The 14268-nt window shown below is 60.6% G+C and carries 10 protein-coding genes; 4 read left to right on the plus strand and 6 right to left on the minus strand.

The genetic code is table 11. The features are described 5' to 3' along the window. Positions 1–179 precede the first annotated feature (179 nt). Entirely contained in the window at positions 180–1016 is an 837-nt protein-coding gene (locus ACTJJW_RS08830; RefSeq protein WP_462643877.1) for an exodeoxyribonuclease III, read from the plus strand. Positions 1017–1079: 63 nt separating this feature from the next. Here ACTJJW_RS08830 and ACTJJW_RS08835 read toward each other — a convergent pair whose 3' ends face one another. From ACTJJW_RS08835 to ACTJJW_RS08855, 5 genes are all read right to left on the minus strand, one after another. Further along, positions 1080–3242, minus strand: coding sequence for an ATP-dependent Clp protease ATP-binding subunit (locus tag ACTJJW_RS08835; protein WP_462643879.1), 2163 nt, complete (start codon positions 3240–3242; stop codon positions 1080–1082). A gap of 212 nt (positions 3243–3454) precedes the next feature. Continuing rightward, positions 3455–4027, minus strand: coding sequence for a DUF305 domain-containing protein (locus ACTJJW_RS08840; protein WP_462643881.1), 573 nt, complete (start codon positions 4025–4027; stop codon positions 3455–3457). Positions 4028–4235: 208 nt separating this feature from the next. Beyond that, positions 4236–4661 carry a DUF6153 family protein gene (locus tag ACTJJW_RS08845; protein WP_462643883.1) on the minus strand — a complete coding sequence of 142 codons (426 nt, stop codon included), beginning with the start codon at positions 4659–4661 and terminating at the stop codon, positions 4236–4238. A 78-nt stretch (positions 4662–4739) separates the two neighbouring features. Continuing rightward, entirely contained in the window at positions 4740–6104 is a 1365-nt protein-coding gene (locus ACTJJW_RS08850; RefSeq protein WP_462643884.1) for an NAD-dependent succinate-semialdehyde dehydrogenase, read from the minus strand. A 120-nt stretch (positions 6105–6224) separates the two neighbouring features. Next, entirely contained in the window at positions 6225–7733 is a 1509-nt protein-coding gene (locus ACTJJW_RS08855) for a helix-turn-helix domain-containing protein (protein WP_462643885.1), read from the minus strand. A gap of 125 nt (positions 7734–7858) precedes the next feature. Here ACTJJW_RS08855 and gabT point away from each other — a divergent pair, with 125 nt between their 5' ends. The 3 genes from gabT (at position 7859) to ACTJJW_RS08870 (ending at position 12150) form a co-directional block, all read left to right on the plus strand. Continuing rightward, positions 7859–9220, plus strand: coding sequence for a 4-aminobutyrate--2-oxoglutarate transaminase (gabT, locus tag ACTJJW_RS08860; RefSeq protein ID WP_462643887.1), 1362 nt, complete (start codon positions 7859–7861; stop codon positions 9218–9220). Between the two features lie 124 nt (positions 9221–9344). Continuing rightward, positions 9345–10811, plus strand: a complete 1467-nt coding sequence (locus ACTJJW_RS08865; RefSeq protein WP_462643889.1) for an NAD-dependent succinate-semialdehyde dehydrogenase — start codon at positions 9345–9347, stop codon at positions 10809–10811. Positions 10812–11013: 202 nt separating this feature from the next. Continuing rightward, positions 11014–12150 carry a class I SAM-dependent methyltransferase gene (locus ACTJJW_RS08870; protein ID WP_462643891.1) on the plus strand — a complete coding sequence of 379 codons (1137 nt, stop codon included), beginning with the start codon at positions 11014–11016 and terminating at the stop codon, positions 12148–12150. 566 nt (positions 12151–12716) lie between these two features. On the opposite strand, the gene ACTJJW_RS08875 is transcribed toward ACTJJW_RS08870, so the two are convergent. Beyond that, positions 12717–14267, minus strand: coding sequence for an amidohydrolase (locus tag ACTJJW_RS08875; RefSeq protein ID WP_462643893.1), 1551 nt, complete (start codon positions 14265–14267; stop codon positions 12717–12719). Position 14268 lies beyond the last annotated feature (1 nt).

The raw sequence follows: 14268 nt of genomic DNA on the forward strand, positions 1-14268 counted from the left end.
AGACAACGGGTCGAGTTGAGAGAGTTCGGCACACCTAAGGGTCACCGAGTATGACAACCTCGCTCTTGCCCAGTATTCATATGGTCAGATCAAGATCCCATCCACACGTTTTGGCCTATAACCCGCGCTTCGACCGCTGTCGTCGCCCAATCCGGGGGTAGAACGATTAGCGTTGACGTATGCGTATTGCTACATGGAACGTGAACTCGATTCGAACCCGCGTCAGTCGCGTTGTCGACTGGATGCTTCGTGAAGATATTGACGTTCTGGCAATGCAAGAAATTAAGTGCAAACCCGAACAGTTTCCGCACGACGCGTTCGTCGAAGCGGGCTACGAGGTTGAGCTTCATGGCCTGAACCAGTGGAACGGTGTTGCCTTCGCAAGCCGACTTCCCATGGAAGACGTAACCGTCGGTTTCGACACGCAACCCGGCTTTGGCAAGCCTCTCGATGACGGCACCATCCCCATCGAGGCACGCGCTATCGGGGTCACCGTTGAAGGCACGCGCCTGTGGAGCCTCTACGTTCCCAACGGTCGTGAGCTCGACAACCCGCACTACCCATATAAGCTCCAGTGGCTCGCCAACCTAGCCGAGCAAACCAGCAAGTGGATGCGCGACAACCCCGAACAGCCCCTCGCGCTGATGGGCGACTTCAATATTGCACCGTTCGATATCGACGTGTGGGATATCGGCGCGTTCGAAGGCAGGACCCATGTGAGCGATGCCGAGCGCGCAGCATTTAGAGCATTCGAAACCGCTGGCCTCATCGACGCACTGCGCAGTCGCGGCATCGAGGGCTACACCTACTGGGACTACCAACGCCTGCGTTTTCCGCGCAACGAGGGTATGCGCATCGACTTCATCATGGGCTCTCCCCAGTTTGATGAGCTCGTGACCGAAGCATCCATCGACCGCGAAGAGCGCAAAGGCGATGGCCCAAGCGACCACGTTCCCGTCGTCGTTGACCTCGCGGTCGACACCGAGAACGATGACGATCGGCCGATGTTCCTGTAGCTATTCGAGCCCGGCAGCACAGCCAATTAGCTACGCGGCCAGCCATTACTTTTCTGGTGTTCTCTAACTGCCGTCAGCCTGCATCCGAGTCACAACCAGAGCGTTGCCATCTGAGGCGAGCGCCACAAGCACAGTGTCTCCGTCGCGAATATCGCCGGCGAGCAGAGCCTTGGCGAGCCTGTCGTCGATCTCGCGCTGCATGAGTCTGCGCAGCGGACGCGCCCCATAAATCGGGTCGTAGCCACGCTCAGAAAGCCAGGTGCGAGCATCCGGAGTCACCGCCAATTCGAGCCTGCGGTCAACGAGGCGCTTGCTGAGCCGATCGATGTCGAGCTCAACGATCTGGCTGAGGTCATCGGTCGAGAGCGGCTGGAACACCACAATGTCGTCGAGTCGGTTGATGAATTCTGGCTTGAACGACTTGCGCACCAGGTCGTGCACAGCGTCCTTGCGGGCCTCCCACGGCAGTGCCTGCTCGGTAATGAACTGGCTGCCCAAGTTGCTCGTCAGGATCAGAATCACGTTGCGGAAATCGACTGTGCGACCCTGGCCATCAGTGAGGCGCCCGTCGTCGAGCACCTGCAAGAGAACATCGAAGACTTCTGGATGCGCCTTCTCAACCTCATCGAGCAGAATCACCGAATACGGCCGACGTCGCACGGCTTCGGTCAGTTGACCGCCCTGCTCAAAGCCGATGTAGCCGGGAGGGGCGCCGACGAGTCTTGAGACCGAGAACTTCTCGCCGTACTCGCTCATGTCGATGCGGACGAGGGCTTTCTCGTCGTTGAAGAGGTACTGAGCGAGCGCCTTCGCGAGTTCAGTCTTTCCGACGCCGGTGGGGCCGAGAAACAGGAATGAACCGGTGGGCCTGTCGGGGTCGGAGATTCCCGCACGAGTTCGACGTACGGCTTCGGAGACGGCTTGCACCGCTTCTCGTTGGCCGATGAGTCGCTTGCCCAGTTCCGCTTCGAGGTGCAGCAGCTTTTCCGTTTCGCCCTCAGTGAGCCGATCAACAGGGATGCCGGTCCACGCGGCAACGACTGCGGCAATGTCTTCTTCGGTCACCTGGTCGTTGACCATGCGTGGGCCGGTCGGCTCGTTGCTTTCTGCCGTTGCGATGGCTTCCTCGATGGAGGGAATGGTCTCGTAGTTAAGCTTGGATGCCTTCTGATATTCACCGTCGCGCATGGCGCGGTCGAGCTCAATGCGAGCATCGTTGAGCCGAGTTTTGAGTTCACCGACGCCCGTGAGGCTCGACTTTTCGATCTTCCAGCGCGCTTCAAGTTCGCTCAGCTGTTTTCCCTGAACTGCAAGATCTTCGCGCAGTTTCGCCAGGCGAGCTTTAGAGGCGTCGTCTTTCTCTTTCTTGAGAGCCAATTCTTCGATGCGGAGCCGATCAACGGCACGCTTCAACTGATCGATCTCCACCGGTGAGGAGTCAATCTCCATCTTGAGACGGCTGGCTGCTTCATCGATCAGGTCAATGGCCTTGTCGGGAAGCTTGCGCCCGGAGATGTAGCGATTGCTCAAGGTTGCGGCAGCAACGAGCGCCGAATCTGCGATCGCGACCTTGTGGTGCGCTTCGTAGCGCTCCTTCAGGCCGCGCAAGATTGCGACGGTGTCTTCAACGGATGGCTCACCCACGAATACTTGCTGAAAGCGTCGTTCGAGTGCGGCATCTTTCTCGATGTACTGGCGGTATTCGTCGAGAGTGGTTGCACCGATCAGGCGGAGCTCACCGCGCGCCAACATCGGCTTAAGCATGTTGGATGCCGCGACAGAGCCTTCGCCACCACCGGCTCCCATGAGGGTGTGAAGCTCGTCGATGAAGGTAATGACCTCACCGTCAGACTCTTTGATCTCCTTGAGCACTGCCTTGAGTCGCTCTTCGAATTCACCGCGGTACTTTGCGCCGGCCACGAGAGCAGCAAGGTCGAGCGAGATGAGTTGTTTGCCCTTAAGCGAGTCGGCGACGTCGCCGGCGATGATGCGCTGCGCGAGGCCTTCGACTACAGCAGTCTTGCCGACACCGGGTTCGCCGATGAGCACCGGGTTGTTTTTGGTGCGCCGAGTCAACACTTGGCTAACGCGGCGGATCTCGGCATCTCGCCCGATTACGGGGTCGAGCTTGCCGCTGCGCGCGATTTCAGTGAGATTGACGCCGTATCGTTCCAGAGCACTTTGTTGCTCTTCATCAGAGCTCGGGGCCCCCTGCATGTTTGCCATTGCAAACCCTCCACAAAAGTTGAGTTAAGACGACTCAAGTTTATACCGGCGAGCGGACTCGTGGCTAGGCGAACGCAGCGTGCTCACAGGGAACAACTCCGAGTTCACCCGCGCTGCGAGGGTGGTGTCGACAACCGCGGCCAGAAACGGCGGGCAGTGGCTGCGCGCACCCTTGCGGAGAACGCGCAGCCCTAACCAGTGTGTGCCGAGCCCTAGAACGCCGGGACCGGTCGCGCGTCTGCTTCCTCCTGGGTTGTTGCCTTGCCGTTCGCCGCGATGTCATCAATGAGCCACTTCATCTCGGCTATCTCTTTCTCCTGAGCGTCAATGATTCCGTCGGCAAGTTCGCGAACCCGCACATCATCGAGGTTCGCGCGCGTGCTGGTGAGAATGGCGATCGAGTGATGCGGGATCATTCCATCCATGTAGGCAACGTCCTCTACCAACACCTGTGAACGGGAGAGGCCCAACGCCGAGCCACCGAGCACAAGTGCGACGAGAATGATCGCAATATTGACCTTCACATTGCGGTACATCATCACCCACATGAAAATCAACATGATGATTGCCATCGCCGAGCCCATGAGTAGCGCCATATAAAAGCGTTCCTCGCTCCAGCGAACATGGTCGATGCTGAAGTTGTTCGTATAGGTGAGAAGGAACATCGCCGTCGTAGACGTGAGGATCATCGCGACAAACAACAAGTACATGCGCCGTTGGCTATGGGCGCCCGACTCGCTCCCCTCGTTTTGGTGATCTTTAGATTCGTGGTTACCAATGCTCATTTCGATTCCTTTTCTCCGTCGGCGGGGCAAGCAAACCGGCTCACCCTCGCCGTTTCATATGTACCCATGGGGGTATCTTTCGCAGGGTTTTCTGCAGCATCAATCGAGGCTAGAAAGTCTCGAGGATTGCGCCGAGTTTTCGCCGGTGTTGCCGCCTGTTTGGGCCGCCGCCGAGCATCCAGCGTTGGTCGCACCAGAGCGGGCGGAATCAGGTCCTACTGATTGAAAGAACGTGGAGCGAAGGCGGTTCAGGTAAGGGTAAAAATGCGAGCGTCGCGGCGAACGACGCAATCACGCGCCGAACAGGACGCCAGCCCGCAATTGCGCGGATTCGAGCACCAACAAGCACGGCACCGACAAGTGCGAGGATGCAGCCCATCACGATCATCGAATGCTCCGGGGCGCACGACCCACCGCATGCATCTGGACTCGCCGAGGCACTAGGAACAAGAGCCATTGCACCGTCGTGCTGCGACGCGGAACTGCTCATCGCGGTCGAACTATGGTCGAGGCTCAGCGAGTGCATAGCTACGAGCGCAAGAACCACACCCGTGACGACTAACACAGTGAGTATGAGGCTATGCAGAAGAGCATGCTGCGGACGCAGCGCTCGACTTAGCCCAGTCATGCCCATGTGCACTCCCCTCTCGCAGCGAGAGTAAATCAGCTTCTTGAGTGAGCGCTGTAAGTTGGTAACTTCAGTGGCGAGACACTAGGGGCGCTTGACCAGCTTGCGGTTCATGAACTCGTCAACACCGTGAGCGCCAAGCTCGCGACCGGTGCCGGAGTTCTTGACTCCACCGAATGGCAGCTCGGGAGCATCCGCCCCCACCTCGTTGATGTAAACCATGCCAGCGTCGATGCCGTCGGCGATGCGGTCGGCCTGGTCGGCATCCGTCGTGAACACGTAGGAGCCAAGACCGAACGGCGTTGCGTTGGCAAGCTCGATTGCCTCTGCTTCACTGCTCACGCGGTGAAGTTGAGCCACCGGCCCGAAGAATTCGGTGCTGTAGGCAGGGTTCTCGGGGCTGATGTTCTCAAGAACGGCAGGCGCAAACTTGGTGCCATCGCGCTTGCCTGTACCGACGCGAAGGGTCGCGCCAGCCGCAACCGCTTCAGCAACCTGCTCTTCAAGATTCTTGGCCGCAGCCTCCGATGAAAGCGGGCCCAACTCAGTGCTCTCATCCATCGGGTCACCAACGGTGATAGCACCCATCGCGGCACTAAACTTTTCGGCGAACTCTTCATAGAGGGAGTCGAGCACAACGAATCGCTTCGCACCGTTGCAGGCCTGTCCATTGTTGTCGATTCGGGCAGCAACTGCAGCCTCGACCGTGACATCCATATCGTCGGTCGACATCAGGATGAACGGGTCAGAGCCTCCCAGTTCAAGCACGCTCTTCTTGAGGCTCGCACCGGCGGCAGCACCCACGATACTTCCGGCGCGCTCTGAGCCAGTGAGCGAGATTCCTTGGATGCGGGGGTCGTCAATTATTTTCGCAATTTGGTCGTTATCGGCGAGCAGGTTCTGGTATCCGCCGACCGGCATCCCAGCATCGCGAATGAGCTTTTCGAGCGCTGCCGATGACTCGGGGCACTGCTCTGCTGGCTTCACCAAGACGGGGTTGCCGAGCACCATGTTGGGGCCGGCAAATCGTGCGATCTGATAGATCGGAAAGTTCCACGGCATGATGCCCAAGATGGGCCCGATGGGGCTCTTACGGATCCAGGCGGTGCCCGCTCCAGCGGGAATTTGTTCGTCGGCCAAGAACTCTTCGGCGTTGTCGGCGAAATAGCGGAAAATGTCGGCCGAGAACTCAACTTCTCCAACCGCCTGAGCCAGCGGCTTGCCCATTTCACGCACGATGATGTCGCCGAATTCGGCCGCGCGTTCGACCAACAGATCGGCAACCCGGGTAACAATTGCAGCGCGCTCTTTTACCTGATCACGGCGCGATCCGTTCGCGTACTCGGAGTGTGCTGCGGCGACGATCTGCTCGACAACTTTGTCGCTCGCAGCGGGGTGTTCCGTGCCCGCTTCACCAGTGTAGGGATTGATCAATTGGTAGGTCTTCATGAGAGGTTCCTCGCTGCTTGAGAATGTCCGGCGACGCCGCCGAGAATTGTTCGTAGGCTACATGCGAAATCCTGTGAGGGGGAAGTCAGACTTTTTCGAGCGAGGCTTCAGCCCTAGCCGTTACGGCTTTTCGTTGAGGTCAATTGCCGCCAACATCGCCCACAATTCGGCTCGTCCTTGGAAGGTGTCTAGGCCCAAATTTGTGAGCTCGGCGAGCCGCTGCATCCGCGTCTTGAGACCGTGCCGGTGGATGCCCAACTCCCGTGCCGCCGGATCCCACTGACCGTTGTGCCGAAGCCACACTTGCGCGAACCGCAGCAGCCCCAATCCTTCATCCGAATCGATGACGCTCGCGAGTCGCGCGTGGGCAATATCGGCGACGGAACTCGACGCAAGGAGCCCGAAGAAACTCTCCCCGACGAGGCTGTCGAACTCGGTGACGCTGCCCGGGGGTGCGGCTTCGAGTGATCGCACGGCCTGGGTGATGGCGACGGTCAATTCTGCCCAACCGACTTCGGCGGAGAGCCCAACCGTGAGGCCGTTGATTTCGAAAAACCGGCGCTCGGCGGCGAGCTGACTCGCGTCGATGAGCACGAGCAGGTGCCGACCATCCGAGACCGCAAAGAATCTGCTCTCGGGCCGGGCAGCGCGACGCTCGAGCACGTCGCGAACGTTCGCGCTGGTGCCGCCGAGGTCGAGGGCTGCCACCGCAAAATAGTCAGTCGGAAGAGTGATGCCAGCGACTCGCACTGCGCGACGCACACTGTCGACGCGGCCGTCTTTCAGGAGTTGAAATAGTTGTTCGAGAATCGCGCGGTGGCCGACTCGCAGGTTCTCGGTCTGTTCGAGCGAGACTTCGGCGAGCGCCGCAAGCACTGTCATGACCGAGCGATCAAGGTCACCGAATTCGCTGCTGCGTGACCACGCCACGGCGCCACACAGCTGGCCGCTCGGCCCCAAGGTCTGCACGATGCGGTGCTCATCTGGGGTGTCATCGGCGACGCGTGCGCGGCTGGCCCGGTCGAGAAGCTCGTTCACCGAGGAGCGGATGTCGGGAGGGCAGTCTGGCGCGCTTCCTTCGGCACGGTCGCTCACGATTTCTCCATCGGCATCGAAGATCCACACCTGGCAGTCGAGGTGTTCGGCGGCTCGTGCGGTTGCCGCGCTGAGGCGGCCTTTGCCGACAGCAGCGCGAGCGATGTCATTCTGGGCCGCAAGCGCGCGGTCGAATTCTGCCCGGGTCTGTTCGGCTTCGTTGTCGGCAACGAGTCGGCTGATGGCGATGAATGGGATTCGGTACGGCACTTCGAAGAGCGGCAAGCCGGCCGCAGCGCAGGCGTCGATGAGCTGCTCGGGAACGCCGTGGGTGATTACTTCGGTTCCGAATCCGAGCGCTGCGACCCCCGCCGCGGCGAGCCGGGCGACGTAGGCGACGAAGTCGGCGTCGGGGTTGTCGACGAACTGGCGACCGGTCGTCAGCAGCAATTGACCTTCGGCCAGGAACGGGGTCGGGTCGTCGAGATCGGAATTGTGTACCCAGTTCACCGACCGGTCGAAAGTCTCTTGTGGGGTTAGCGCGCGCAACGCCAATTGCGGCGTCGAGACGATGTCCCAAACCGGTGTTGGCATTGTGAAACCTCCTCGTGCCATTCTGGCACTATGTGCGATCTAAGTTGCCATTGTGGGTCTATTGCCGGCGGCATCCAGAGACTACGTTGATCCAAACGAATTCTTCACAGATTGGATCGGTGGCCATGACTACTTCCGCACTCGCCCCCACGGCCCCGATCGGCGGCCCCACCCTCACGCAGAAGCGCGAGCTGGTCACGGCGATTCCCGGGCCCCGTTCGCTTGAGCTCCTCGAGCGCAAGAAGCAGTCGGTTGCCGCAGCAATCGGAATCACCCTTCCCGTGTTCGTTGAAGCAGCAGGCGGCGGCGTCGTGCGCGACGTCGATGGCAACACCCTCATCGACTTTGGTTCCGGTATCGCCGTGACCGGTGTCGGCAACGCGGCCCCCGCCGTTGTCGAAGCCGTCACCCAGCAGGTAGCCCAGTTCACTCACACCTGCTTCATGGTCACCGGCTACGAAAGCTACATCGAGGTCGCCGAGAAGCTCAACGAAATTACCCCGGGCAGCCACGAAAAGCGAACCGCCCTCTTTAACTCCGGCGCCGAAGCCGTCGAGAACGCAATCAAGGTCGCCCGCTACTTCACCGGCAAGCAGGCCGTCGTCGCGTTCGATCATGGCTACCACGGGCGCACCAACCTCACGATGGGCCTCACCGCCAAGTCGATGCCGTACAAGAGCGGCTTCGGCCCCTTCGCATCAGAGATCTACCGCGCACCCATGTCGTACCCGTTCCGCGACGGTGGAATCAGCGGCGAAGAAGCTGCCGCCCGCGCAATTCTGCAGATCGAAAAGCAGGTCGGCGCCGCCAACCTCGCTGCCATCATCATCGAGCCCATCCAGGGAGAAGGCGGATTCATCGAGCCCGCCCCCGGATTCCTCCCAGCGCTCAGCGCGTGGGCAACCGCGAACAACGTGATCTTCATCGCCGACGAAGTGCAGACCGGATTCGCACGCACCGGAGACCTCTTCGCTTCCAACCACGAAGACCTCGTACCCGACATCATGGTCACCGCCAAGGGCATCGCCGGCGGCCTCCCCCTCTCAGCAGTCACGGGCCGCGCCGATGTCATGGATGCCGCCCACGTTGGTGGACTCGGCGGAACCTACGGGGGAAACCCCATCGCCTGTGCCGCAGCACTCGCCACTATCCGCACCTTCGAAGAGAGCGGCGCCATCGACCGTGCCCGCGAAATCGGAACCATCTTCCGCGGCCGCCTCAACGGACTCCGCGCCGGCGACCCCCGCATCGGAGACGTACGAGGCCGTGGCGCAATGATCGCCATGGAAATCATCGACCCCGCCACGAAGGAACCAGACGCAGCGCTCACCTCGAAGGTTGCGGCTGCAGCGCACGCCGCCGGCGTCATCGTGCTGACCTGCGGAACCTTCGGAAACGTCATCCGCTTCCTTCCGCCGCTATCAATCTCCAATGAGCTCATCGCTGACGGTCTCGACGTCGTTCGCGACGCTCTCGCCAAGGCTTAGTTCACCGCCTTAGCTCACACAGCACTGCCCCACACAGCACTGCTCCATGCAGTACCAAGCCGAAGTTCAGCTAGCGCTGTTTGACTGACTTACAGATTTCATCACCACGGAAGGTGCACACCCCATGACTAACTCCACCGAAACCCAGCTCCTCGCGACCGTACCGAACCAGCTCTTCATTGGTGGCGAATGGGTCGCAGCATCAGGCGACAAAACCCTCGACGTAACCGACCCCGCTACTGGCAAGGTCATCCGCAGCATTTCGGATGCCTCAGCCGACGATGGAATGCGGGCACTTGACGCAGCCGTTGCTGCTCAGGATGCGTGGGCTGCAACCCCCGCTCGTGAGCGTGGCGAGATTCTGCGCCGCACGTTCGATCTCGTGCAGAAGCACCGTGATGACATCGCCCTGCTGATGACGCTCGAGATGGGCAAACCGCTCGCGGAGGCCAACGGCGAAGTGACCTATGGCGGCGAATTCTTGCGCTGGTTCAGCGAAGAGGCCGTGCGCATTTCGGGTCGCTTCGGCGCCACGCCTGAAGGTACCGGTCGCATGATTGTGTCGCAGCGTCCGGTTGGGCCCAGCTTTCTGATCACTCCGTGGAACTTCCCGCTCGCGATGGCGACCCGCAAGATTGCTCCGGCGCTGGCCGCCGGATGCACTGTCGTCGTGAAGCCTGCAGCGCTCACTCCTCTCAGCACCCTGTTCCTCGCAAAACTCTTCGAAGAGGCCGGCCTTCCCGCCGGTGTGCTCAACGTTGTGACGACTTCGAGTTCGTCTGCTGTGTCGGAGCCGATCATCGCCGACTCGCGCCTGCGCAAGCTGTCGTTCACCGGGTCTACCCCGGTGGGTAAGGCACTCATCAAGCAGGCTTCCGAAAACGTTCTGCGCACGTCGATGGAACTCGGCGGCAACGCCCCGTTCGTTGTCTTCGACGATGCTGACCTCGACAAGGCTGTGGATGGCGCGATCGCAGCGAAGTTCCGCAACATCGGTCAGGCCTGCACGGCAGCCAACCGCTTCATCGTGCACAGCTCGGTTGCCGCCGAATTCGCCGAGAAGGTAGCGGCCCGCGTTGCTGACATGAAGATCGGTCGCGGCACCGAAGACGGCGTCAACATCGGCCCCCTCATCAACGACAAGGCTGTCGACAAAGCAGACGAGCTGGTTCAGGATGCTGTGAAGCGCGGCGCGACTCTCGTCGCTGGCGGCAAGCGCGTTGAGGGCGATGGAAGCTTCTATGAGCCCACGATCGTCTCAAGCGTTCCGGCCGACAGCGACATCCTGCGTGAAGAGATCTTCGGACCGGTTGTCTCGATCGTTGAGTTCACCGACGAAGTTGACGCCGTGAAGATCGCCAACGACACCGAATATGGTCTGATCTCCTACGTGTTCACCGAAAGTTTGGCTCGGGGAAACCGGATGATTGATGCCCTCGACACCGGAATGATGGGACTCAACGTTGGTGTGATCTCCAACGCAGCCGCCCCCTTCGGCGGTGTCAAGCAGTCCGGTATCGGTCGCGAAGGTGGCTCGGAGGGTATCCACGAGTATCTCTCCACTAAGTACACGCTCGTACCGAATAGCTGATGTGCAACTGCATCCCGTCGGCACATATAGAGGAATGCCCTCTGTGCGTTGACGAGCCCCAGATCACGCGGGGCTACAACTAGGTTCCGGGGTTGGGTGGTCTCACTAGTGCCGAGGCCGCTCAACCGCCGAGTCACTCCGTTACGATTGCCCCACAGCTTCACGCCGATGCGTGCGGTACCGCGTAATCGAAAGAGTGCCCATGTCTGACCACCTCTTCGGTTCGCTACGGCGCTGGCCAGACATCGAAGCTCCCAACCTATTTGCGGTTGACGCGAGCGATCGGCTGATCCTCGACGAGGCACAGCCCCTGATCGCAGATTTGCAGGCTGGCGAGCTTGTCGTGATGGGCGACAACTACGGCGCCCTCACGCTCGGGGCGGCTGCGTTGAATGGATGCCGCGGCATCCGTGTGTTCCAAGACTCGCTCGTCGGTGAACTCGCTCTTGCGTCGAACGCCGGCGAGCTGGCAGATAACTATCAGTCGCACACACTCAACGGCTCGCTGCTGACCGGCGCCCGGTTGGTGTTGATGCAGTTGCCGCGCAGCCTGGCTGAGCTTGATGAGTGGGCCCAGGCGATTGCTCGCCATGCGGCGTCCGATGTGACCGTGATTGCCGGTGGACGTATCAAGCACATGACGCTCGCGATGAACGAGGTTCTCGCTCGGTCCTTTAACGACGTGTCGGCAGGGCGTGCCCGCCAAAAGTCTCGTTCTCTGACTGCCGTTGGGGTGCAGCGCTCAACGGAAGAGCCACGTTACCCGGTGACCTCGGTGCTGCGCGAGCCTGAGATTCCGGCCGACGAACTTGTCGTCAGCGCGCACGGTGGCGCTTTTGCTGGTGCTACGCTCGACCTCGGCACCCGCTTCTTGTTGACTTTCTTGCCCGAGATGAAGGCGGATGCTGTCGCCGCAATCGATCTCGGCAGCGGCACCGGAGTGCTCGCCGCGTCGCTCGCTCTTGCCCGCCCCAACCTGCAGGTGGTCGCGATCGATCAGTCCATCGCCGCTGTCGCCTCAACTCAAGAAACCGCTGAGGCCAACGGTTTCGGCGCTCGCGTGGAAGCCGTGCGCGAAGATGCCCTCACCGAACGCCCAACGGCCAGCGCTGACCTGATCGTGTGCAATCCGCCGTTCCACAGTGGGGCAACCGTTCATGCCGGTGTCGCACTGCGGATGCTGGCTGACGCCCGCCGCGTCCTCAAACCGGGCGGAGAACTGTGGGTAGTTTTCAATACGCACCTCGGGTATCGCGACTATCTGAACCGCACCGTCGGCCCCACCCACCGGGCCGGACGCAACAGCAAGTTCACCGTGACGGTTTCGGTGCGCGAGTAACTTTCTGTCGGCCCCTGGCGCTCACATCCTGCGCACGCGCAACGCGATTTCCTCTGCCGTGCAGAGCGTCGCGTAACTAACAGTGACTACCAAAAATCGGGTGTTTAGCTATGAGACGTAGTTGTAAGAAGCCGCGTCTCGCAGAGATTCGCGGTCTCGCAGAAAAGTTGCGCGGTGGGTGAGACATCTCTTCGACTCCAAATTTCCCGCCATCACAACAACCCCAATCGATTAGGTGTTGCAACGACCCCTTGAGGCCAACTATGGGTTTCGAGACATGCGACGCCACGAGAGTTCGAGTCAGGTACAGGGAACACCACGAAGAGCACTCCGCAAATATCAGTCGCCCGAACTTAGAGGGAGAATGTCGCGATGCGGGATGATAGACACGGTATCCAGACGCGGATCACTACGGGGTTGGCGGATTACAGATAATTTGGCGGCAATAATCAAAGAGTCCGGATACAGCCTCCCGCCCCCAGAGAGGTGACCGTCACCGTCCCACGCGAACTCGGGGATTCTCCGGCCGACTCTCACGTCTTCGGGATAAAGACGTGGTGAAGTCTCTATAGACCGTCGTAGCTGAATTGGCCTCCCAAAATAGTGGCGGCCACGGCCATCCCCCGCAACTGCTCCACAGTGCAGGAATAGGGGTCGAAATCCAGCACAGCGAGGTCGGCCACCTGGCCAACAGCGAGTTGTTCTCTCCCGAGCGTAGACGCTGCGATTGCCTGTTCGCGCGATATTGCCTCGCCAGCATGCCAGGGCTCGCGTCCGTCTCGACTTCGCCCTACCGCTGAGGCGATTGTCATCCAGGGATCGAGTGGTGCGACCGGCGCGTCAGAGCCGAGAACGAGCGTGGCTCCGGCCCGCAAGAGGCTACCGAGTGCGAAAGCGCGCTCGGTTCGGCCTGCCCACAGGAGATCAGCCACATCGCGGTCATCCATTGCATGCTCCGGTTGCACGCTGGCCACAACACCAAGCCTGGCAAAGCGCGGAATATCCGACCGATCAAGAAGTTGAGCATGTTCGATAAACCCCACGGCACCGATCGTTTCGAAAGCGTCGAGCGCAAGCGTATTGGCGTGATCACCGATGGCATGGACGGCCGGGACGATCCCCGCCTGTGTGGCCATCCGCAAGAGCGGAAGGAGTTCTTCAGGCGGCGTGACAAGCATTCCGCGGCCTTGCTCACCAGCTTCAGCGCCGGCGTAGTCCTCAAAACAGAAAGCCGTGCGAGTGTTCAGCGAACCATCGGTGAGAACTTTGAACGGCCCAACAGTCAACAGACCGTTCGTGTCCGGGATGATGTCTCCGGTGCGATATCCCTCTGCGATAGCACGCTCCAAGTCTGGCGTGTAAATACCGAACGCAACCCGAAGCGACGTCTGGCCCGCTTTAATGCGCCGCAACCACGGTTCCACGTTCCACGCCATCTCGAGGTCGACAACCCCCACGACGCCACGCCGTGCCGCCGCATCGGCAGCCTCACTCACCCAAGTATCGAGAGTGTCCACGTCGACAGCGTCTAGCCCCGCAAGTATGGGATAGCAGTCCGCCTCACGGAGTAGGCCCGTCGAGTGATCCTCCATGCCGCGCTCGACGAGTGCCGCCGAGTTCAGCCAGCAGCTGTGAAGGTCGCCACTCACCAGCACCACCGGATGCGTGGCGCTGGCGGCGTCGAGAAGTTGTCGGTTCGGCGCATCCGCCCACAGCGCGTCACGAAACCCGAAACCCACAATGAGTTCCCCCGGTGAGACTCCGCTTCGGCTGCCCGGCCCGGCATCCTTCGCCTTCACATGTTGCGCGACGATCGCTACGGTTTCTGACGCGGATGCTGCACTCTGCAGATCGAGCCGGCGGGATGCCAGCGCCCACTGGGTGAAATGCACGTGATGATCCCACAGCCCGGGAATAACGAACCTTCCGTCAAGATGCACTTCGCGTTCATCGCTGAAGCCCACCAATTCGCGTGCCGGCTCTATCGCGGCGATGACACCATTGTCGAGTCGTAGATCAACCAGCGAAGTGAATCCCGCGATGCGCGCCTCACGGAGCAGAAGCGCCCCTCGTTTCTGTTCAGTCGCGACGATTCGCCGCGGAGCAACAAGTGTCATC

The sequence above is a fragment of the Rhodoglobus galactosidasius genome (assembly GCF_054957775.1).

What these genes read in the sequence shown, in the direction of transcription:
- ACTJJW_RS08830 (WP_462643877.1), top strand. Translation starts at nt 180, where the DNA reads ATGCGTATTGCTACATGGAACGTGAACTCGATTCGAACCCGCGTCAGT.
- ACTJJW_RS08835 (WP_462643879.1), bottom strand. Translation starts at nt 3,242, where the DNA reads ATGGCAAACATGCAGGGGGCCCCGAGCTCTGATGAAGAGCAACAAAGT.
- ACTJJW_RS08840 (WP_462643881.1), bottom strand. Translation starts at nt 4,027, where the DNA reads ATGAGCATTGGTAACCACGAATCTAAAGATCACCAAAACGAGGGGAGC.
- ACTJJW_RS08845 (WP_462643883.1), bottom strand. Translation starts at nt 4,661, where the DNA reads ATGGGCATGACTGGGCTAAGTCGAGCGCTGCGTCCGCAGCATGCTCTT.
- ACTJJW_RS08850 (WP_462643884.1), bottom strand. Translation starts at nt 6,104, where the DNA reads ATGAAGACCTACCAATTGATCAATCCCTACACTGGTGAAGCGGGCACG.
- ACTJJW_RS08855 (WP_462643885.1), bottom strand. Translation starts at nt 7,733, where the DNA reads ATGCCAACACCGGTTTGGGACATCGTCTCGACGCCGCAATTGGCGTTG.
- gabT (WP_462643887.1), top strand. Translation starts at nt 7,859, where the DNA reads ATGACTACTTCCGCACTCGCCCCCACGGCCCCGATCGGCGGCCCCACC.
- ACTJJW_RS08865 (WP_462643889.1), top strand. Translation starts at nt 9,345, where the DNA reads ATGACTAACTCCACCGAAACCCAGCTCCTCGCGACCGTACCGAACCAG.
- ACTJJW_RS08870 (WP_462643891.1), top strand. Translation starts at nt 11,014, where the DNA reads ATGTCTGACCACCTCTTCGGTTCGCTACGGCGCTGGCCAGACATCGAA.
- ACTJJW_RS08875 (WP_462643893.1), bottom strand. Translation starts at nt 14,267, where the DNA reads ATGACACTTGTTGCTCCGCGGCGAATCGTCGCGACTGAACAGAAACGA.